This is a genomic window from Oscillochloris sp. ZM17-4 (genome assembly GCF_019599295.1).
Lineage (GTDB): Bacteria > Chloroflexota > Chloroflexia > Chloroflexales > Chloroflexaceae > Oscillochloris.
The window spans coordinates 38,365-60,065 of sequence record NZ_JAIEWN010000006.1 but is presented as its reverse complement, the minus strand read 5'-3'; the positions used below and the strand labels follow the sequence as shown (position 1 = coordinate 60,065).

General features: G+C 68.1%; 16 protein-coding genes. 3 read left to right on the top strand and 13 right to left on the bottom strand.

Annotation, left to right across the window (positions count from 1 at the left end; genetic code table 11):
* Positions 1-2 precede the first annotated feature (2 nt).
* The 8 genes from leuC to ilvD form a co-directional block, all read right to left on the bottom strand.
* Positions 3-1,421, bottom strand: coding sequence for a 3-isopropylmalate dehydratase large subunit (gene leuC / locus K2Z83_RS07140; protein ID WP_220594486.1), 1,419 nt, complete (start codon positions 1,419-1,421; stop codon positions 3-5).
* Positions 1,422-1,583: 162 nt separating this feature from the next.
* Positions 1,584-3,206, bottom strand: coding sequence for a citramalate synthase (cimA, locus tag K2Z83_RS07135; protein ID WP_220594485.1), 1,623 nt, complete (start codon positions 3,204-3,206; stop codon positions 1,584-1,586).
* Between the two features lie 69 nt (positions 3,207-3,275).
* Positions 3,276-4,100, bottom strand: coding sequence for a prephenate dehydratase (gene pheA / locus K2Z83_RS07130; RefSeq protein ID WP_220594594.1), 825 nt, complete (start codon positions 4,098-4,100; stop codon positions 3,276-3,278).
* 72 nt (positions 4,101-4,172) lie between these two features.
* Positions 4,173-5,858 carry a 2-isopropylmalate synthase gene (locus K2Z83_RS07125; protein ID WP_220594484.1) on the bottom strand — a complete coding sequence of 562 codons (1,686 nt, stop codon included), beginning with the start codon at positions 5,856-5,858 and terminating at the stop codon, positions 4,173-4,175.
* A 108-nt stretch (positions 5,859-5,966) separates the two neighbouring features.
* Entirely contained in the window at positions 5,967-6,989 is a 1,023-nt protein-coding gene (gene ilvC, locus K2Z83_RS07120; protein WP_220594483.1) for a ketol-acid reductoisomerase, read from the bottom strand.
* Between the two features lie 151 nt (positions 6,990-7,140).
* Positions 7,141-7,680 carry an acetolactate synthase small subunit gene (gene ilvN / locus K2Z83_RS07115; RefSeq protein WP_220594482.1) on the bottom strand — a complete coding sequence of 180 codons (540 nt, stop codon included), beginning with the start codon at positions 7,678-7,680 and terminating at the stop codon, positions 7,141-7,143.
* Positions 7,681-7,778: 98 nt separating this feature from the next.
* Positions 7,779-9,515 (bottom strand): biosynthetic-type acetolactate synthase large subunit, encoded by a 1,737-nt coding sequence (gene ilvB / locus K2Z83_RS07110; protein ID WP_220594481.1) that lies wholly within the window; start codon positions 9,513-9,515, stop codon positions 7,779-7,781.
* Between the two features lie 116 nt (positions 9,516-9,631).
* A complete protein-coding gene (gene ilvD, locus K2Z83_RS07105) occupies positions 9,632-11,317 on the bottom strand; it encodes a dihydroxy-acid dehydratase (RefSeq protein WP_220594480.1) in 1,686 nt (561 codons plus the stop codon).
* A 698-nt stretch (positions 11,318-12,015) separates the two neighbouring features.
* Between ilvD and K2Z83_RS07100 the strand changes: the two genes are divergently transcribed.
* The gene (locus K2Z83_RS07100) at positions 12,016-12,930 is read left to right on the top strand and encodes a universal stress protein (protein WP_220594479.1); all 915 of its coding nucleotides are present in this window, start codon (positions 12,016-12,018) and stop codon (positions 12,928-12,930) included.
* Between the two features lie 163 nt (positions 12,931-13,093).
* The gene (gene eno, locus K2Z83_RS07095; protein ID WP_220594478.1) at positions 13,094-14,380 is read left to right on the top strand and encodes a phosphopyruvate hydratase; all 1,287 of its coding nucleotides are present in this window, start codon (positions 13,094-13,096) and stop codon (positions 14,378-14,380) included.
* 145 nt (positions 14,381-14,525) lie between these two features.
* On the opposite strand, the gene K2Z83_RS07090 is transcribed toward eno, so the two are convergent.
* From K2Z83_RS07090 to K2Z83_RS07070, 5 genes are all read right to left on the bottom strand, one after another.
* Positions 14,526-16,412, bottom strand: coding sequence for an LpqB family beta-propeller domain-containing protein (locus K2Z83_RS07090; RefSeq protein WP_220594477.1), 1,887 nt, complete (start codon positions 16,410-16,412; stop codon positions 14,526-14,528).
* A 318-nt stretch (positions 16,413-16,730) separates the two neighbouring features.
* The gene (locus K2Z83_RS07085; protein WP_370650093.1) at positions 16,731-18,314 is read right to left on the bottom strand and encodes an oligosaccharide flippase family protein; all 1,584 of its coding nucleotides are present in this window, start codon (positions 18,312-18,314) and stop codon (positions 16,731-16,733) included.
* A gap of 77 nt (positions 18,315-18,391) precedes the next feature.
* Positions 18,392-19,225 (bottom strand): hypothetical protein, encoded by an 834-nt coding sequence (locus K2Z83_RS07080; RefSeq protein ID WP_255603496.1) that lies wholly within the window; start codon positions 19,223-19,225, stop codon positions 18,392-18,394.
* A 93-nt stretch (positions 19,226-19,318) separates the two neighbouring features.
* Positions 19,319-19,699, bottom strand: a complete 381-nt coding sequence (locus K2Z83_RS07075; protein WP_220594476.1) for a RidA family protein — start codon at positions 19,697-19,699, stop codon at positions 19,319-19,321.
* Between the two features lie 141 nt (positions 19,700-19,840).
* Positions 19,841-20,404, bottom strand: a complete 564-nt coding sequence (locus K2Z83_RS07070) for a hypothetical protein (protein ID WP_220594475.1) — start codon at positions 20,402-20,404, stop codon at positions 19,841-19,843.
* Between the two features lie 191 nt (positions 20,405-20,595).
* Here K2Z83_RS07070 and K2Z83_RS07065 point away from each other — a divergent pair.
* On the top strand, positions 20,596-21,701 hold a 1,106-nt coding region (locus K2Z83_RS07065), incomplete at its 3' end, for a pyridoxal phosphate-dependent aminotransferase (protein WP_220594474.1).

Below are 21,701 nucleotides of genomic sequence, written 5' to 3'. Positions count from 1 at the left end.
GGCTACATCATCGTCCGCGGGTCCGTCACCACGCCGGTGACCGCCGCCGCCGCCGCCGTCAGCGGGCTTGCCAGCAGGCTGCGCGAGCCCGGCCCCTGGCGGCCGACGAAGTTGCGGTTGGAGGTGCTGACCGCGTACTTGCCGGCGGGCACCCGGTCGTCGTTCATGGCCAGGCAGGCCGAGCAGCCCGCCTCGCGCCACTCGGCGCCGGCGGCCTTGAAGATCTCATCTAGCCCCTCGGCCTGGGCCTGCTGGCGCACCTGCTGGCTGCCGGGCACCACCATCACCCGCACGCCCTCGGCCACCTTGCGGCCCTTGAGCAGCCCCGCCGCCTCGCGCAGGTCGCTGAGCCGACCGTTGGTGCAGCTGCCGATAAAGACCATGTCGATCGGGTGGCCGAGCAGCGGCTTGCCGGGCTCCAGGGCCATGTAGGCCAGGGCCTTGTCGAGGGCCGCGCGGGAGCTGGCGTCGCCCATCTCGTCCAGGGTCGGCACCGTCCCGGTGATCGGCATGCCCATGCCGGGGTTGGTGCCGTAGGTGATCATGGGCACCAGCTCGTCGGCGTCCAGGGTCATCTCGTGGTCGAAGGTCGCGCCCTCGTCGCTGGGCAGCGTGCGCCAGCGGGCCACGGCGGCCTCGAAGTCGGCGCCCTTAGGGGCGAAGTGTCGCCCGGCCACGTACTGGAAGGTCGTCTCGTCGGGGGCGACCATGCCGGCCCGCGCGCCGCCCTCGATGCTCATGTTGCAGATCGTCATGCGCTCCTCCATCGAGAGCGCCCGGATGGCCTCGCCCATGTACTCGAAGACGTAGCCGGTGCCGCCGCCCACGCCGTACTTGGCGATGATCGCCAGGATGATATCCTTGGCGGTCACGCCCGGCCCGAGCCGGCCATCCACCCGCACCGCGCAGGTCTTCGCCTTGCGCTGGAGCAGGCACTGGGTGGCCAGCACGTGGCCCACCTCGCTGGTGCCGATGCCGAAGGCCAGCGCGCCGAAGGCCCCGTGGGTGGAGGTGTGGCTATCGCCGCAGACGATCGTCATGCCGGGCTGGGTCGCCCCCTGCTCGGGGCCGATCACGTGGACGATGCCCTGGTTCTCGCTGCCCAGCTCGAAGAGCGGGATGCCGAACTCGGCGCAGTTGGTGCGCAGCTGGTCGAGCTGATTGATCGCCTGCGGGTCGATCACCGGGATGATCCCCTGGGCGTTGCGCGGCGTCGTCGGCGTGCTGTGGTCCATCGTGGCCAGGGTGCGGTCGGGCCGGCGCACCTTCAGGCCGCGCTCGCGGATCTCGGTGAAGGCCTGCGGCGACGTGACCTCGTGGATGAGGTGCAGGTCGATGTAGAGCACCGCCGGGGTGTCCGCCGTCTCCGGGCGCACCTGGTGGGCGTCCCACACCTTCTCGAAAAGGGTCTTTGGGCTCATAACAATATATTCCTCATACGTATGATGTAGGGGCGAAGCATTCGCCACGTATCTCAATCCGGTATCGCCAGGGCGTCAGCTGGCGAATGCTTCGCCCTACGAGATCTCCCCACGTATCTCAATCCGGTATCGCCAGGGCGTCAGCTGGCGAATGCTTCGCCCCTACTGTGTCACCACCTGCTGCGCCCGCAGCAGCGGCAGCTCCAGGCTATCCCAGAGCGCCTGGTAGCTGGCCTCGATGATATTCGGCGAGGCGCCGATCGTGCTCCAGCGCTCGTCGCCGCGCGCGCTCTCGATCAGCACGCGCGGGGTGGCGGCGGTGCCGCGGTGCTCGTCGATGATCCGCACCTTGTAGTCCACCAGGCGCACCTCGGCCAGCTCGGGGTAGTGCGGCAGCAGCGCCTTGCGGATGGCCGCGTCCAGCGCGTGTACCGGCCCGTCGCCCTCGGCGGCGGTGTGCATCAGGTCGTCGCCGACGCGCACCTTGACCGTGGCCAGCGAAGTGATCTCGCGGTCGCCGCGCTTCTCCACCGTCACGGTGAAGTCGAGCAGCTCGAAGGGCGGCTGGTAGTCCTCGGCGCTGCGGCGCACCAGCATCTCGAAGCTGCCCTCGGCCGCCTCGAACTGGAAGCCCTTGCTCTCGCGCTCCTTGATCTGCTGGAGCACGGCCCGCTCGTTGCCGTAGACATCCAGGCCCAGCTCGTCGGCGCGCATCTTCACGTTGCCCCGCCCCGACAGCTCGCTCACCACCACCCGCTTCTGGTTGCCCACCAGGGCCGGGTCAATATGCTGGTAGCTGTGCTCGACCTTGGCGATCGCCGCGACGTGGATGCCGCCCTTGTGGGCGAAGGCGCTGCGGCCCACGTAGGGCGCGTGGGTGTCGGGGTTGAGGTTGGCCACAGCGGCCACCACGTGCGCCAGCTCGCTCAGCCGGGCCAGCTGCGCGGCGCTCACGCACTGGTGGCCAAGCTTCAGCTGCAGGTTGGCGATCAGCGGGATCAGGTCCATGTTCCCGCAGCGCTCGCCGTAGCCGTTGATCGTGCCCTGGACCTGGGTCGCCCCCTCCTGCACGGCCGCCATGGCGTTGGCCACGGCCAGCGCCCCGTCGTTGTGGGTGTGGATGCCCAATTGCAGATTGCAGATTGCAGATTGTAGATTGCCGGGCTCTGCAATCTGCAATCTGCAATCTGCAATCAGGAATTGTCGCACGGCGCGTACGATCTCGGCGACCTCGTTGGGCAGCGAGCCGCCGTTGGTGTCGCAGAGCACCAGCACATCCGCGCCGGCCCCGGCGGCGGCCTCAAGCGTGCGCAGCGTATACGCCGGGTCGAGCTTGTAGCCGTCGAAGAAGTGCTCGGCGTCATAGACCACCTCCTTGCCCATGGCCTTGAAGTAGGCCACGCTGTCGGCGATCATCGCCAGGTTCTCATCAAGCGTCGTCTCCAGCACCCGCTCGACGTGCAGCACCGAGCTCTTGCCCACCAGCGTCACCACCGGCGTCTGCGCGTCCACCAGCGCGCGGATGTTGGCGTCGTGCTCGCAGGAGCCGCCGGCGTGGCGGGTGCTGCCAAAGGCGGCCACCTTCGCCTGGCGCAGCGGCGTCTCGCGGATGCGCTGGAAGAACTCGGCGTCCTTGGGGTTCGAGCCGGGCCAGCCGCCCTCGATATAGTGGACGCCCAGCTCGTCGAGCAGGTAGGCGATCTTCAGCTTATCCTCGGCCGAGAGCGAGAGCCCCTCGCGCTGCGTGCCGTCGCGGAGGGTCGTGTCGTAGAGAAATATCTGCACAGTAAGCCCTCAAAGATCATATATGCTCACGATTGCGCGCCTCGGGCGCGCAATCGTGAGCATATAAACCTATTTCCACCGCGGGTAGCTGCCGAACACCTTGAACATGCCCGACTGGGCGGCGATCCGCTCCAGGGCGCGGGCGACGTGGGGCTCCTCGCGGTGGCCGTTGATGTCGACCAGGAAGATGTACTTGCCGAGCACCGCCCGCGAGGGCCGCGACTCCAGCTTGGTCATGTTGATCTGCTCGGCGGCCAGCTCCTTCAGCGCGTCCACCAGCGTGCCGGAGCGATCCTCGGTGAAGGCGAAGCAGAAGCTGGTCTTATCATCGCCGCTGGGCGGCGCGTCCTGGCGGCCCAGGCCGATGAAGCGGGTGACGTTGCCGGTGCTGTCGGCGATATCGCGGGCCAGGATGGTCGCGCCGGTCAGCTCGGCGGCGCGCAGGGTGCTGATCGCGGCGGCCGGGCGGGTGTCGGCCAGGGCCTCGGCGGGCGCCGCGCTGTTCGAGAGCGAGGCCACCGTGGCCACCCCCGGCAGCACGCGCTCGATGAACCTGCGGCACTGGCCGAGGCTCTGCGGGTGGGCGTAGAGCACCTTCACATCAGGCAGCCGCATCCCCTCACGCACCACCAGGTACTGGCGGATGGGGATGACGATCTCGCCCGAGATCTGCAGCGCCGTCTCGTGGATGAGCAGGTCGAGCGTGAAGTTGACGCTGCCCTCAAGCAGGTTCTCGATCGGCAGCACGCCCACGTCGGCCGCCCCGGTCTCGATCGCCGTGACCACCGCCGGGATGCTGGCCAGCGGCAGGTAGCTTGTCTCGCCCGCCGCGTAGGCGATCGCCGCCTCCTCGCTGAAGGTGCCCGCCGGGCCAAGGTATGCGATTGTGTTCATAATTGCAGATTGCAGATTGCAGATTGCAGATTGCAGCTCAATCTGCAATCTGCAATCTGCAATCTGCAATTCCTAGCCCGCGCTTCCGCTGTCGAACAGATCCGCCGGCAGGGCGCCGGGGTCGTCGGCGTAGCCGGCGGCGTAGGCCACGGCCTCGGCCTTCATGCGCTCCTGGCGCACGGCGAGCATCTTGTTCAGCGCGCCCATGTAGGCCTCGGCGGCGGCCACGATCGTGTCGGTGTTGACGCTGTAGCCGGAGAAGATCTGCTGGGCGGCCCGCTTGCCGGTCAGGTTGATCGTGGTCGGGTCGCTGCCGCCGCTCGGGGAGGCCCCCTGCTCGCGGATACGCACCGTCACCTCGGCCACCGCGTCCAGCCCCTCGGTGATCGCGTTGATCGAGAACTCCATCAGCTCGTTGGGCCGGTTGATCAGCCGGTTGATCGCCTTGTAGATCGCGTCGACCGGGCCGGTGCCGTGGGCGCTGTCAGTGCGGCTCTCGCCCTCGGGGCCGACGAGGCGCACGGTGGCGGTGGGCACCATGCCCATGCCCGAGCTGTACTGCACGTGCTCCAGCTTGTAGATATGCGGGGTGTGCTGGGTCTCGCCGACGATCAGCGCCTCGATGTCGCGGTCGTCCACCTTCTTCTTGCGGTCGCAGAGATCCTTGAAGCGCACAAAGACGTGCTGGAAGTCCTCGTCGGTCAGGGTGTAGCCCAGCGCCTCAATGTGCTTGCGGAAGGCGTGGCGGCCCGAGTGCTTGCCCAGGATCAGCGCGTTCCCGTCCAGGCCCACCGTCTCGGCGCTCATGATCTCGTAGGTCATGCGGTTCTTGAGCACGCCGTCCTGGTGGATGCCGGACTCGTGGGCGAAGGCGTTGGCTCCGACGATCGCCTTGTTCGGGGGCACCGGCACGCCGATGAAGCTGCTCACCGTGCGCGAGCTGCGGGCCAGCTCGCGGGTCTCGACCTGGGTCTTCAGGCCGTAGAACGCCTCGCGGGTGTGCAGCGCCATGACGACCTCCTCCAGGGAGGCGTTGCCGGCGCGCTCGCCGATCCCGTTGATCGTACACTCGATCTGGCGCGCGCCGCCATAGACGCCGGCCAGCGAGTTGGCGACGGCCACGCCCAGGTCGTCGTGGCAGTGGGTCGAGATCACCACGCCCTCGGCGCCGGGAACGTTCGCGCGGATGGCCGCGATCAGGTCGCCGTACTCCTGCGGCGTCGAGTAGCCCACCGTGTCAGGGATGTTCAGGGTCGTGGCCCCGCACTCGATCGCGATGCGGATAGCCTCGAAGAGATACTCCGGGTCGGAGCGGGTGGCGTCCATCGGCGAGAACTCCACGTCATCGCAGAGCGAGCTCGCGTAGGTCACCATCTCGCCGATCAGCTCCAGGGCCTCGCCGCGGGTCTTGCGGAACTGGTGCTCCAGATGGATGTCCGAGGTGGACATGAAGGTGTGGATGCGCTTGTTGGCGGCGGGCTGGATCGCCGTCCAGGCCTTGTCGATATCGTCCTTGTTGGCCCGGGCCAGGGCGGCGATCGTCGGGCCGTCGGGGGTGCCCACCTCGCGGGCGATCTCGTGGACGGCGGCCCAGTCGCCGGGCGAGGCGGCGGGGAAGCCCGCCTCAATAATATCGACCTTCATGCGCGCGAGCTGGCGGGCGACCTCCAGCTTCTCCTCCAGGGTCATGGTGCAGCCGGGGGCCTGCTCGCCGTCGCGCAGAGTCGTGTCAAAGATCCGTACGTGATCTACATCCATCTTAGGAAACCTCCGTATATGTGGGATGTAAGGGCGCAGCAGCGCGCCGACCCAGCCTAGGCGCGTGTGCCATACGAGCATGGCGCGCTGCTGCGCCCCTACGCGGTGTTACGCCCCGCCCTCGCCCGGGCGCACCTCGCGCGGGCCGACGAAGGGCATCATGCGGCGCAGCTCCAGGCCGATCTGCTCGATCGGGTGGTCGACATCATTCTTGCGGAAGGCGTTGAAGCGCTGCCGCCCGGTGTGGTTCTCCTCGATCCAGTCCTCGGCGAAGGCCCCGGTCTGGATGTCGGTAAGAATCTGCTTCATGGCCGCCCGCGTCTCGTCGGTGACGATCTTCGGGCCGGCGGTGTAGTCGCCCCACTCGGCGGTGTCGCTCACCGAGTAGCGCATGTAGTTCAGGCCGCCCTGGTAGAACAGGTCCACGATCAGCTTCAGCTCGTGCATGCACTCGAAGTAGGCCACCTCGGGCTGGTAGCCGGCGTCCACCAGGGTCTCGAAGCCGGCCTTGACCAGGGCGCTCACGCCGCCGCAGAGCACGACCTGCTCGCCGAACAGGTCGGTCTCGGTCTCCTCGGCGAAGGTCGTCGTCAGCACGCCGGCGCGGGTGCTGCCGATGCCCTTGGCGTAGGCCAGGGCGTCGGCCAGCGCGCCGCCGCTGGCGTCCTGCTGCACGGCCACCAGGGCCGGCACGCCGCCGCCCTGCTCGTACACCTCGCGCACGCGGTGGCCGGGCGACTTGGGGGCGACCATGCTGACATCGATGCCCTCGGGCGGGATGATCTGGCCGAAGCGGATGTTGAAGCCGTGGGCGAACATCAGCGTCTTGCCAGGCGTCATATACGGCGCGATATGCTCGCGGTAGACCTCGGCCTGCATGGTGTCGGGCACCAGGATCATCACGATCTGGGCCTCTTTAGCCGCGTCGGCGACGGTCATCGCCTTGAGGCCGGCGGCCTCCACCTTCGCCCAGCTCTTCGAGCCGGCGTAGAGGCCGACCCGCACGTCCATGCCGCTATCGGCCAGGTTGCGGGCGTGGGCGTGGCCCTGGCTGCCGAATCCGATGATCGCGATCGGCTTGCCCTTCAGCCGCTCAAGGTCCGCCTGCTTGTCGTAGAAAAGCTCCGCCATGATGTCGCATTCCTCCAGATACACACATGCTACAGGGTGGGGGTGCGGGGGCGGCGACGCCGCCCCCGCATACGTCATTTTTGTTGGGTGTGGGCGGCAAAGCCGCCCACACCCAACAAAAATTGGGTCTGGGGCTTCGCCCCAGGGCCTTCTAGTTCACGCTCGACGCGACGCCGTTGCCGTTGGCCTGCTCGACATACTCGCCGGCGTTGTGGCCGCGGACGCCGCGCACCATGGCGATCCGGCCGGTGCGCATCATCTCCTTGACGCCGTAGGGCCGCACCACCTCGATGAAGTTCTCCACCTTCGAGGGCGTGCCGGTCATCTCGATGATCATCGTCGTGGTTCCCACGTCCACAATCTTCGCCTCGAACACCCCGCACATCGAGACGATCTCGTGGCGCGTGGCGGACGGCGCGTGCAGCTTGATCACCACCATCTCGCGCTCCACCGTCGGGTCGAAGGTCACATCGCTGACCTTGATCACCTCGATCAGCCGGTAGAGCTGCTTGGTCACCTGCTCGACATCCTCCGACTCAACGACGATCGTCAGCCGGCTGATCTCCGGCTGCTCGCTGTGGCCCACCGCCAGGCTCTCGATGTTATAGCCGCGTCGGCGGATCAGGCCGGCCACCCGGGTGAGCACGCCGGGCTGATCCTGCACCAGGGCGACGATTGTGTGCTTACGCATAACGATTATCCTTGGTAGGGCCGAAGCAGGAGCTGTGTCACTGCGGTGCTTTCAGGCAACGCTTGGCGCTGCTCCTGCTGCGCCCTTACGAAATGTATCTACGCCTCGGACTCGATCATCTCGCCGATCGACTTGTTCTGCGGCACCATCGGGAACACGTTCACCTCGCGCTCGACCTGGAAGTCGATCAGCACGGGGCCGTCGGTGGCCAGGGCCTCGTCGATCGCCGTCTGCACGTCTGCGGTGCGCTCGACGGTGATGCCCTTCCAGTAGTAGGCCTCGGCCAGCTTGGCGAAGTTCGGGCCGCTCAGCGGCGTGCCGCTGTAGCGCTTGTTCTCGAACAGCTCCTGCCACTGGCGGACCATGCCCAGGTAGCCGTTGTTGATCACCATCACCTTGACGTTCTTGATGCCCTCCTGGATGATCGTCGCCATCTCCTGGTTGGTCATCTGGAAGCCGCCGTCGCCGCAGACGACCCAGACCGTCTTCTCGGGGTGGGCCACGGCCACGCCGAGGGCCGCCGGCACCGAGAAGCCCATGGTGGCCGCGCCGCCCGAGGTGATGTGGGTGCGCGGGCCGGCGTTGAAGTCGAGCAGCTGCGCCGCCCACATCTGGTGCTGGCCGACGTCCGTCACCAGCACGTAGTTGCCGTTCTTGGCCATGGTGGCGTTGAGCGCGTCGTAGACATCGTGGGGCGGCAGGGTCATGTTCTCCGTGGCCGAGCGGTTCTTATACTGCTGCTTGCCCTGGTGCTTATCCTGCAGGTCGCGGATGTGCTCCATCCAGTCCGAGGCGTGGCCGTGCAGCTGAGACAGCTCGTCCTGGGAGGGCATATCCTCAAGCAGGGCCAGCAGCACGTTGCGCGCGTCGCCGACGATCGGCACTGTCACCTTGACGTTCTTGCCGATCTCCGAGGGGTCGATATCGACGTGGATGACCTTGGCGTGGGGCGCGAAGGTGCTGGCCTTGCCGGTGACCCGGTCGTCGAAGCGGCCGCCGATGTTGAAGAGGACATCGCACTCCTGGATGGCCTTGTTGCTATGCACCCAGCCGTGCATGCCGGGCATGCCCAGGTTGAGCGGGTGCGACTCGGGGATGGAGCCGATGCCGTGGAGGGTGGTGATCACCGGCACGCGCAGCTTCTCGGCGAAGATGCGCAGCTCATCGCTGGCCCCCGACATGACCACGCCGTTGCCGGCGATGATCAGCGGCTTCTTGGCGTGGGCCAGCAGCCGCAGGGCCTCGCGGATCTGCTTGCGGTTGCCGTGGTAGTTCGGCTTGTAGCCGGGCAGGTTCAGCTTGAAGTCCCAGTTCGGCACGACGCTCTTCTGCATCGCGTCCTTGGTGATGTCGATCAGCACCGGGCCGGGGCGGCCGGTGGTGGCGATGTGGATCGCCTCCTTGAAAACGTAGGGCAGATCCTCGGCGCGCTTCACCAGGTAGTTGTGCTTGGTGATCGGCATCGTGATGCCGGTGATGTCCGTCTCCTGGAAGGCGTCCCGGCCGAGCACCGTCGAGGAGACCTGACCGCAGATCGCCAGCAGCGGGGTGCTGTCCATCATCGCGTCGGCGATCGGGGTGACCAGGTTCGTCACGCCGGGGCCGGAGGTGCCGATGCAGACGCCGATCCTGCCGGTGGAGCGGGCGTAGCCCTCGGCGGCGTGGCCGGCGCCCTGCTCGTGGCGGCAGAGCACGTGGCGCAGCTGCTCGCGGTACTCCCACATCGCGAAGTAGAAGGGCATGATCGCCCCGCCGGGGACGCCGAACATCACATCCACGCCCTCGCGGATGAGGGCCTCGCACATGATCTGTGCGCCGGTACGATTCTCTGGCATACGTCCTCCTTGATAATGTTGAATGTTGAATGTTAAATGTTGAATTGCCGGGCATCGGCACTCAACACTCAACATTCAGCACTCAACATTCAGCACTCAACATTCAACATTCAACATTACTCCAGCACCGCCCCGTTGCTCGCGTTCGTCACCATGCGGGTGTAGCGCGAGAGCCAGCCGCGCTGGTACTTGGGCGCCGGGGGCGTCCAGGCGGCCTTGCGTTCCGCCAGCTCCTCGTCGGACAGGGCGACGGCCAGGGTGCGCGCGCCGAGGTCGATCGTCACCATGTCGCAGTCGGCGATCAGGCCGATCGGCCCGCCCTCGGCGGCCTCGGGGCTGACGTGGCCGATGCACAGGCCGCGGGTGCCGCCCGAGAAGCGGCCGTCGGTGATCAGGGCGGTGGTGCTGGAGAGCTCGGGGATGCCCTTGACCATGCTGGTCAGCGAGAGCATCTCGCGCATGCCGGGGCCGCCGCGCGGCCCCTCATAGCGCACCACGATCACATCGCCGGGGTTGATCTTGCCGTTCACCACGGCGTTGGTGGCGGCCTCCTCGCTGTCGAAGCAGCGCGCCGGGCCGTGGAAGTTCATCTCGTGCTGCTCGACCGCGCCCACCTTGATGATGCTGCCCTCAGGGGCAAGGTTGCCGAACAGGGCGCTCAGGGCGCCGCGCTCAGAGTGCGGGTCGCTGGCCGGGCGGATACACTCGCGGTTGCGGATCTCGACGCCCGCCAGGCTCTCGCCCAGCGTCCCGCCCATCACTGTCAGCGCGTCCAGATTGAGCGCGCCGGGCTTCTGGGCCAGCTCGGCCAGGATGGCCGGCACGCCGCCGGCGTCGTGGACATCCTGGATATGCCACTGGCGCGGGCCGTCCCAGGCCGGGGAAACCTTGGCCAGGTGCGGCACCCGGTCGGACACCTCGTTGAAGCGGGCGACCGGGTAGTCCAGCCCGGCCTCGCGGGCCAGGGCCAGCACGTGCAGCACCGTGTTGGTCGAGCCGCCCATGGCCACATCGAGGGCCATCGCGTTATCGATCGCGTCAGCGGTGACAATATCGCGGAAGCACAGGCCGCGATCGACCAGGGTCAGGATCTGGGCGGCGGCCCTGCGGGCCAGCTCGTGGCGCTCGGGCGAGATCGCCAGGATGGTGCCGTTGCCGGGCAGGGCGATGCCGAGCGCCTCGCAGAGACAGTTCATCGAGTTGGCGGTGAACATGCCCGAGCAGGAGCCGCAGGTGGGGCAGGCGATCTGCTCCAGCTTGAGCAGCTGCTCGTCGGTGATCTTGCCCGAGGCGCGCTTGCCCACCGCCTCGAAGACCGTGATCAGGTCCGACTTGTTGCCGTCCTCATCCACACCGGCGGCCATGGGGCCGCCGGAGACAAAGATCGTCGGGATGTTCACGCGGGCCGCCCCCATCAGCATGCCGGGGACGATCTTGTCGCAGTTGGGGATGCAGACCATGCCGTCGAAGCAGTGGGCGGAGATCACCGTCTCCACGCAGTCGGCGATCAGCTCGCGCGAGGGCAGCGAGAAGCGCATGCCGTCGTGGCCCATGGCGATCCCGTCGTCCACGCCGATCGTGTTGAACTCAAAGGGCACGCCGCCGGCGGCGCGCACCGCCTCCTTCACGACGCGGCCGAACTCCTGGAGGTGCGCGTGGCCGGGGATGATGTCGATGTAGGAGTTACAGATCGCGATGAAGGGCTTGCCGAAATCCGCCTCGTCCTTGATCTGGCCGGTGGCCCGCAGCAGGCTGCGGTGGGGCGCGCGCTCGAAGCCGCGCTTGATTGTGTCTGATCGCATAGCCGAACCCTTTTTGACGCAATGCGAGACCGGGCGGCGCAGCCGGCTGGCTGCCCGCGCCGCCACCATGGCGGCATACACGCTGCTATAAGACGCTCTGGGGCCGTGGGAAGAAGTGATGCCGTCGGACAGGTGCCCCGCCGTGGGGATGTGCGCCGCCGCCCACCGCGCTGTGGGCATCCCGGGCGCGAGGCGCTGCGCCGGGGCTCGCGACGTATAAAAAAACCTCCCGCGTTTCCGTGGGAGGTTCAGTCTCGCTGCTGTACCGGGTCGCTACGCTTCCCCTCCCAAACGGTTGTCGCTCCACCCAATAAGGAGGAGTACCAGGCCGCTAATAAGGAGGATGTTTACAAATAGAGACGCCATCGGTATGTGCAACCTTTACAACTGACGAACATCGTGAGGATACCATAGGCTCTAGGAATCGTCAAGCAAGATCGCGGCGCAGGCAGGGCATCTGCAACGTCGCTAGCGGCTGAAGCCGCGTCGCGGGGGCCTGCGGCCGACCGCCCACCTTCGTGGGCGATCCGGCGTCAGTCGCCAGCCAGGGGGGCGCGCAGGACGTTGCACATGCCCTGGCGGCGCAGGGTAGCACCTTCATTACCAGACGGATAGAAGGCGACACCGGCGAATCGCCGGCGGCGGGGTATACTGAAAGTGTGTCCTTCGCGGAACTGACACAACAAGGGAGTTGAGCCATGTTCCAGACAATTATGGTTCCCCTCGACGGCTCGCCTACCAGCGAGCAGGCCATCGCGGCCGCCGCCCGGCTCGCCCAGGGCAGCTCCGCCGCGCTCCACCTCGTCCACGTCCACTCGCCATACACCACCGCCCCGATCAGCATCGAGGGCCTCCCGGTGATCGACGAGGAGCTGCGCTCGCTCGCCGTCGACCACGAGCTGGCCTATCTGCACCGGACGGCAGACGGCGTGGCCGGCACCTTTCACAAGCCGGTCATCGCCCGCCTGGAGGGGCCGGTGGCCTTCCGGCTCGCCAGCTACTGCCACGCGATCGGCGCCGACCTGCTGGTGATGACCACCCACGGCCGCAGCGGGTTCACCCAGCTCTGGCTGGGCAGCGTGGCCGAGGCGCTGCTGCGCAGCCTGCACGTGCCCATGCTGCTGCTACGCCCCACGCCCGAGGCCGCGACGCCGCAGCCCTTCCGACATATCATCGTGCCGCTCGACGGCTCGGCCCTGGCCGAGCAGATCTTGCCCCACGCCGTGGCGATGGCCGAGCACGACGGCGCCGAGATCACGCTGCTGCGGATCATCGAGGGCCACCCGGCCCACATCCTGGGGAACCCGATCGACTATCGCCCCCACGAGAGCAGCGTCACCGAGCAGCGCGACACGGCCGAGCTCTACCTGAGCCGCCTGGCCGCGGAGCTCCTGGCCGGCGGGCACCCCGCCCACACCGCCATCGAGGCCGCCGACGGCCCGGCCCAGGCCATCCTCGCCGCCGCCGAGGGGCGCGGCGCCGACCTGATCGCCCTGGCCACCCGTGGGCGCAGCGGCATGGCCAGCGCCCTCCTCGGCAGCGTGGCCGACAAGATCATCCGCGGCGGCGCGCTGCCGGTGCTCGCCCTGCGCCCCAGCCACCCTGACGGGTGAGACGATTTCGGGGAGGGTTTCACCCTCCCCGCCCCCCACCTAGCATAGAACCCGCGAGCCGAAGCGCGCGCGGGTTCTATGCTATACTGGCGGGCGCCGACAGCCGGCAATGACAGGCTAACGCGGTGATGCCCACTGATAGGGCTGAATAATCGGAGGAATTATGTCGACTCTGATCGAGGAGATTATCGCCCGCGAGGTGCTCGACTCACGCGGGAACCCGACGGTTGAGGTGGATGTGCGCCTGGAGAGCGGCGACGTCGGCCGGGCGATCGTGCCCAGCGGCGCATCCACCGGCGCCCACGAGGCCCTGGAGCTGCGCGACGGCGACAAGGCCCGCTACGGCGGCAAGGGCACGCTCAAGGCGGTGGAGTTCGTCAACAGCGATATCGCCGAGGCCCTGGAGGGGCTCGACGCCGCCGACCAGATCGGCATCGACAATGAGCTGATCACCCTCGACGGCACGCCCAACAAGGGCCGGCTCGGCGCCAACGCCATCCTCGGCGTCTCCCTGGCCACCGCCAAGGCCGCCGCCGCCGCCTTCGGCCTGCCCCTCTACCGCTACCTCGGCGGGGTCTTCGCCCACACGCTGCCCGTGCCCATGATGAACATCATGAACGGCGGCCAGCACGCCACCAACTCCACCGACTTCCAGGAGTTTATGGTCATGCCCGTCGGCGCCGAGAGCTTCCGCGAGGGCCTGCGCTGGGGCTCCGAGATCTACCAGAGCCTCAAGAAGGTGCTCCACGACCGCGGCCTCGCCACCACCGTCGGCGATGAGGGCGGATTCGCCCCCAGCCTGCCCTCCAACGAGGCCCCGCTCCAGGTGATTATGGAGGCGATCGAGAAGGCTGGCTATAAGCCCGGCGAGCAGGTCATGCTGGCCATGGACCCGGCCACCACCGAGATCTACAAGGACGGCAAGTATCACCTCACCCGCGACAACCAGGTGCTCACCAGCGCCGAGATGGTCGACTACTGGGTCGATATCGCCGCCCGCTACCCGCTGATCTCGCTTGAGGACGGCCTCGCCGAGGACGACTGGGAGGGCTGGAAGCTGCTGCGCCAGAAGCTCGGCCACAAGGTCCAGCTGGTCGGCGACGACTTCCTCGTCACCAATGTCACCCGCCTCCAGAAGGCGATCGACGAGGACGCCGCCAACTCTATCCTGATCAAGCTCAACCAGATCGGCAGCCTCACCGAGACGCTCAGCGCCATCCAGCTGGCCCAGCGCCACGCCTGGACCGCCGTCGTCTCGCACCGCTCCGGCGAGAGCGAGGATGTGACGATCGCCGACCTGGTGGTGGCCACCAACGCCGGCCAGATCAAGACCGGCGCGCCCGCCCGCACCGACCGCATCGCGAAGTACAACCAGCTCCTGCGCATCGAGGAGGAGCTCGGCGGCGGCGCTAAGTACGCCGGCCGGGCCGCCTTCCAGGTGAAGTTCTAGGGGACAGGGGACAGCGAACAGGGGACAGGCGGGCAACATCTCTGCCCACTTGTCCCCTGTTCGTTATCTACACCACCAGGCGAGACCACCTGTCCCCTGTCCCCTGTCCCCTGTCCCCTGTCCCCTGTCCCCTGTTCCCTATTTCCTACTGCGCCCAGAGCGGCCAGCGGTCCTGCGCCGCGTTGTTGGTGATCTGGGTCACGTTGCTGCTGTCAAACCGCATCGTGTAGATCTCGTAGTCGCCGTCGCGGTCGCTGGCGAAGGCCAGCCACACGCCGTCGGGCGACCAGGTCGGCGCGTCGTCGTTGGCGAGGCTGATCGTCAGCGTGCGCTCGCCCCCGCCATTCTCCGTGTTGATCGTGTAGATGTTCCAGTTGCCCTCGCGGTTGCCGGAGAAGGCGATCGTCTTGCCGTCCGGCGACACCCGCGCGAGGCGGTCGTCGCTCTGGTTGTTGGTCAGGTTGACGGTGTTCACCAGGTGCGCGTCCACGCCCCAGGCCGTATCGTTGTTGTAGGCGATGTCGGCGCGGTAGATGTCGAAGTCGCCGTCGCAGTTGCTCGCCCAGTAGATCCGCCGGCCGTCAGGCGACCATGTCGGCGTCTCGTTCACACAGCCCTGGCTGGTCAGCTGGGCCGGGCCGTTGGCGGTCGCGCCCATGATGAACAGCTCCTGCCCGCCACCGCCCATCCGGTCGCTCACGAAGACGATCTTGGTGCCGTCCGGCGAGTAGCTGGCGTTGTAATCGTTGGATGTGCCGTTGGGCAGGTAGCCCGGCCAGGGGCCGTTCGGCGGCGGCGGCGTGCCGTCGCTGTAGCTCAGCCGGCGCACCTTGGCGTTTGCGCTATGGTCGCCGCTGTAGAAGGCGTTCACATCAAACTCGTAGATCTGGCGGAACTGCGCGTTGCTGCGCCGCGAGTCCACGAGCAGGGCGATCTGGGCCGGGTCCCAGCTGCGCCGCCACGAGAAGGCCACCGTCTCCTGGGCGTTGTTGGTCATCCGCACGCCGCCGCCGACGTTGTTCGATGTGTACAGCTCCCAGTGCTTGCCGCCGGTGTCGATGTCCGAGGCGTAGACCAGCGGCATGCTCGGCTCGGGCGAGGCCCAGGGCGTGCCCAGGTGCGGGTAGCGCCACTGGAAGTAGTGCTGGCCCACGTTGCCCATCTCCACCTTGTAGCCCGCCGGGTTGGTCGGCACATAGGTCAGTACGCGCCGCTCGAAGAGCTGCACCAGCACGTCCTTGGTCTCGCCGCCCACCTGCGCCCGCGTCCAGTAGGCGTCGCTGATCGGCAGGCCCATCGCGAAGAGCCAGTCCACCACCGGGCCATTCTCCACCCGGCCGGTGTCGATCTTTCCCCGCAGGTTCATGAAGTCCCAAAAAACCTGCGGGATGTTGTGGCCGGTGACGCTGTTGTACTGGACGATCTTCGTCTCGGGCAGGGCCAGGGCAGGGTTCAATCCCAGGTTGCCGCTGCGGTCGAGGGTGGTGGCCACCGTCTCGCCGAGCCGCTGCGGGTCGCGGTAGCCGTTCTCGATCGTGGCCACGCCGGCGAAGGCCCCGTAGCCGGGCGCGCTATCGTTGGCGCTGCGCGGGTTGCCGGCCACCGGCACATCGGCCGGCTCGCGCTGGTCGTAGTCGTAGGGGTTGTTGGCGAGCTGCACCCGCCCGCTCACCAGCTCCTTCACCAGCAGGCCGTTGGTGACGCCCTGGCTGGGGCCGGAGCGGTCGGCCGGGTTGTTGAGCTCCATGCGGGCCTTGTCGAAGTACTGCACGGTGCGCAGGCCGTTCTCGCTCTCGCGGTAGAACTCGGCGTAGTCGAACCAGGGGCCGGGCCCCCAGTACCAGCTGCGCCCGCCGCGCACGGCCTGGCCGTCGGTGCGCGCCCAGACGGTCGAGAACCGCGCGTCGGCGAACTGGTTGCGCGCGCCGTCGAAGGGCGCCGCGCCGGCCGAGATCGCCGTCAGGGCCAGGGCGCCGAGCATCACCGCAGCGACAACCGCGCCGCCGCGCCGCCGAAGTGTTCCGAGCATCATACGCTCCTCCTTCTGATATGTGATAGTATGCTGCGTACATCCAGACGATCAGAGAGAACTGTACGTTCCAACCCGTTCTCGCTGTGTGTTGCATCTATCGTGCCACCACTATAGCGCGCGGGGACGCGACAGGGAATGACGGGCGGATCGTGTGGCGCTCGTGAGGATCTGAAGGGAGTGTGAGGGGAATATCAGGATTGTTGTTGCCAGCAACAACACTGTGCACAGAGAGGGTGTGGGAGAGCGAAGCTCTCCTACACCCTCACTATGCACAGAATCAGAATTCTGGGGCGTAGGTAGGGCGCATCGCGATGCGCCCTACCTACGCCCCAGAATTCTCATCGCCAGCGCCCGCTCCTCCGCCCCCACCCCGCCCAGCAGCCAGAGCGCCAGGGCGTAGACCGGCGGGGCGGCCAGGATGGCCAGGGCGGTGCCGAGGGGCGCGCCGAGCGGCAGGCGCAGCGCCAGCATGGCCGCGCCCATGGCCAGGGAGGCCAGCAGCGGCCGCCAGGAGAGCCGGGACACGCCGGGGGCCAGGCCCTCGCCCGCCAGCAGCGGGCGGAAGACCAGGTAGAGCACCAGCTCGGAGAGGATCGTGATCGCCGCCGCCGCGTAGAGCCCCCACTCGGGCCGGTCGAGCAGCAGGCTGGCCGCCGGTATCGCCGCCAGGTTCAGCGCCAGGTTGACGGCCGCCCCGATCACGAAGGCCCGCGTGATCGCCGCCTGCCGGTTGACCGCGATCAGCACGTACTGGAGCAGCCCGTTCGCGAAGGAGAGCGGCAGGAACCAGGCCAGGATCGCCAGCACCGTCACCGAGGGCAGGTACTCGGCGAACTTGCTGCGGGCGAAGACCCAGACCAGGTCGCTCGATAGGACACACATGCCCATCGCCAGCGGGAAGGCCAGCAGCAGCAGCAGCTGGAGCGTGCGCCGCTGCGCGTCGGCCATGGCAGATCGTTCGCCGGCCGCCCGGCGGGCCAGCAGCGGGAAGACCGCGAAGGTGACGGCGGGCGGCAGCACCAGCGCGATGTTGAGCAGCTGGTAGGGCAGCGTGTACTGCTGCACCAGGGCGTCGGCCCGCGCGCCGCTGAAGCCGCGCACAATGAACATGTCGAAGCGGAAGAAGACCGCGCTGAGCAGGTTGTTCAGCATCAGCGGGAAGGCCTGCGGCACAAGGGCGCGCATCGCCGGCGGGTCCCAGCTGAGCGTGGGCGCGAAGAAAGCCCCCATCTGGAGGCCGAGAAAGAGCAGCGCCGTGATCGAGCTGACCCCGACGGCGGCCCAGGCCAGGCCGACGATGCCGAGCCCCAGGGCGAGGACGCCGATCCGGGCCAGGAAGCTGATCACCGCGGTGATCAGCTCGATCAGGGCGGGCACCTCCATGCGCTCGGCGGCGTTGTACAGCGCCGTCACCGCCCCCGAGTAGGCGCTCGGGATGAGCGTGAGCAGGAGGACCCAGTTCACCGCCTGCGCCTCGGCGCTGAGCGGCGCGCTCAGGCCGAGCCGGCTGAGCGCGCCGTAGGCCAGCGCCACCAGCAGCGCGACCGGCGCGGCGGCGATGGCGACCAGCAGCAGGCGCAGGGTCAGCGTGACGCCGAAGAGCCGGCGCGCGGCCCCCGGCTCGCGCGCCACCTCACGGGTGAGCAGCACGCCCAGGCCAAACTCGCTGAAGGTGGCGAGGTACTGGACCACCAGCAGCGCGGCGACATTATACGCGCCGAGCTCGGCCAGGCCGAAGCTGCCGACGAGCAGCAGCAGCACGATGGTGTCGAGGCCCTTGACGAGCACGCGCAGCCCGAAGGTGACGGCGCTGTTCTTAAAGATCCGCCGCGCCGCGTTCCCCGGGTCGTCCCGGTAGAAGCGCCGCCAGAGCAGCGCGCCCACAGCGGCGGCGATCAGCACCCCGACGAGAATGGCGATGATGATGTAGATGCGCAGAGATCGCTACCTGTCTTGCTCATGCGGTCTGCGACGCGGCGCTAGCGCTGCGTCGCAAACCAGACACTTCTCCCATCGCTGATCAGCTCGACCGTGCCGTCATTCTTCTCGTGGTAGAGGGCCGGGCTGACCAGGCGGCGCTCGGCGTAGCTGAGCAGGGCCGGCTCGGCGGCCTCGTAGGCGCTGGTGAAGGCGACGGCGCGCGGGCGCAGGGCGGCCAGCAGGGGCGTGTCGAACTCGCGCTGCCAGGGGTAGGCTATGGCGGCCAGGGGCTTGCCCGCGGCGGCCATAGCCGCCGCATCGCCATCCGGCCCGCCGCCGTGGATGAGCACCCGCGCCGCGCCGTACTCGACCAGCAGCACCGCGCCGCCCCCCTCGCCCGCCGACACCCCGAGCACCGACAGGGTCGCCCCGCCGCCCAGGCCGATCCGCGCGCCGGGGCGCAGGGCGCGGAGCGGCGCGCCCTGCGCCCCCACCAGCCGGAGCCACTCGCCGGCCACGCCGCCCGCGGGCATCCCCGGCGGGCCAAGCACAAGATCGGGGCGGTAACGGGCCAGGGCGGCGACCTGGCCCGGCAGATGCGCGCCGTCGGCGCGGGTCAGCGCCACCGCAGCCATGTCGCGCCGCCAGAAGGGCATCAGCCGGCCCAGGGTCGTCGCCATCAGCGCCGGGTCGCCCCCGCCATCGATCAGCGCGAAGCGGCCCGACGGCGCCTGCACCAGCACCGCGTCGCCGGGCGTGTCGAGAAAGTAGACGTGCAGCCGCCCGTCGGGGCGCTGCGCCCAGGCCACCGCCAGCAGACAGGCCAGCATCAGCGCCAGCCAGCGCGCCGCCCGCCACAGCCGTGATCGTCGATCATCCTTCGGAGCATCCATCCGCCGCCTCCCGTACCTATCGGCACACCAATGCATGTACCGTGGGAGCGCTTGTTAGGATGCGCAATCTGCAATCTGCAATCTGCGATTGCCCTACGCCTGAGCCACCACCTCGATCTCGATGCGGGCGTCCTTCGGGAGCCGGGCAACCTGCACCGTCGAGCGGGCCGGCGGCGCGGCGGGGAAGAACTCGGCGTAGGCCGCGTTCATCGGGATGAAGTCGCCCATATCGGCCAGAAAAACCGTCACCTTGGCGACCTTCTCCAGAGAGCTGCCGGCGGCGGCGAGAACGGCGGAGATATTCGTGAAGATCTGGCGGGTCATCGCGGCGATATCGCCAGCGACGATCTCGCCGCTGGCAGGGTCGATGGGGAGCTGGCCGGAGAGGAAGATCATGTCGCCGACCCGGACGGCCTGCGAGTAGGGGCCGATCGCGGCGGGCGCGTCCGAGGTGCTGATCACAGTGCGCTGCATACATACTCCTTCATTCACATCGCGTTGGGGACGCGCCATTATAGCATCAGGCAAGGGGACAGGGGATAGGCAGATTACAGCACTCACTAATGCGCGCTGCCTGTCCCCTGCCCCCTGTCCCCTGTCCCCTGTCCCCTTAGCTCACTCGCCGCCGGTCGGCTCGTAGCGCAGGTGCGGGCCGTCGCCCTCGCGCAGGCGCCAGGCGCCGGGGGAGCGGGCGAGGCAGATCACCGTCAGGTGCCCGGCCTGGCCGATGCGCGTGGCCTCGCCGGCGTCGGGCATCCAGACACTGCCCACCGAGGTGCGCCGCCGCGAGATCGGGATCACGCAGTCGACATAGGCCCCCGACGGCGCGCCGCCAGCGTCGCGGCAGGCCCGCACGCCCATCACATGGGCGCTGGTGACAACGCCGTGCCGCATCAGCAGATAGTCCTCGCGCACATCGCGGTAGATCTTCCAGCAGGCGGCCACCGCCCGCAGCCCCAGGACGAGCCCCAGGATCAGCCAGATCAGCGGGTCGACGTGGAGGAAGAGTAGCACCACAGCGGCGGCTAGGCCGAAGATCAGGACTGGGTCGAGGTAGAAGCTCGGCGGGCGCTCAAGCATGTACTCGCCGATCAGGTTCGGCAGGAAGAAGAAGGGCAGCCGGCGGGGCGGGCTATCATCCAGCAGCCGATGGTCCACAAGGTCAAGAACGTCGGGCACGGCAGGCTCCCTGGTGTGATTACAGATTGCAGGCCCCCACTCGCCTTGGTACTACTACCTATTGTAGGATCTTTGCCATACAGTTTCAAGTAGGCATCTGGTACCAAGTTTGTCATCTTGGGCGGCAAGCATATGCGATAATAGCGCCAATCTGCAATCTGCAATCTGCAATCTGCAATCAGGGAATGGTCATGCCCGGCTGCTACAACGACCTCGACCTGAGCCCGAACCCGCTGGAGATCGCCCGCCTGGCCCGCGCCGCCGGGGCCGGCTACATCGACCTGACCAGCAGCAACCCAACCCAGCAGGGCCTGCTCTTCCCGCCCGCCCTGCTGCGCGCCGCCGCCGAGGGCTACTGGGAGACCCGGCGCTACGCGCCCGACCCGCGCGGCAGCCAGGCCGCCCGCGCCGCCATCGCCGCCTACTACGCCGGCCGCACCCCACCCCTCGCCCTGGTCGGCGACGACATCTTCATCACCGCCAGCACCAGCGAGGCATACGGGCTGCTCTTCGCCCTGCTGGCCGACCCCGGCGACAACCTGCTGGCACCCGCCGTCACCTACCCGCTCTTCGAGTACCTGGCCGCCATGCGCGACATCGAGCTGCGCCCCTACGACATGGTCGAGTCTGAGGGCTGGCGGATCGATGGGGAGTCGCTGCTGGCCGCCGCCGACAGCCGCACCCGTGGCGTGCTGATCATCTCGCCGCACAACCCCACCGGGGCGATCGTCAGTGCGCCGGTAGCGGCCCTGAGCCGCCTGGGGCTGCCGATCATCTGCGACGAGGTCTTCGCGCCCTTCCACTACGCCGCGCCGCCGGCCCCGCCCCTGGCCGCCCTGCACCCCGAGCTGCCGGTCTTCACGCTAAACGGCATCTCGAAGATCTTCGCGCTGCCCGACATGAAGCTGGGATGGGCGGCGCTCAGCCGGGAGGCAGCCGGGTACGGCGCCCGCCTGGAGCTGCTCAACGACACCTTCCTCGGCGCCAACAGCCTGACCCAGCACATGCTGCCGCAGCTCTTCGCCGGCGGTATGCCCTTTGTCGAGATGATGGCCGGGCGCGTCCGCGAGAACCTCGACTACGCTCTGGCCGCCCTGAGGGGCCACCCGCGGCTGCGCGCCGCCGCGCCCGATGGCGGCTACTATCTCTTCCCGTCCGTCGACGGGTGGGACGACGAGGAGACTCTCGCCCTTCACCTGCTCGACCACGGCGTCCTCACCCACCCGGGGTTCTACTACGGCGAGGTGACTGGCGTCCACCTGATGATCTCCGCCATCACCCGGCCCGACACCTTCCG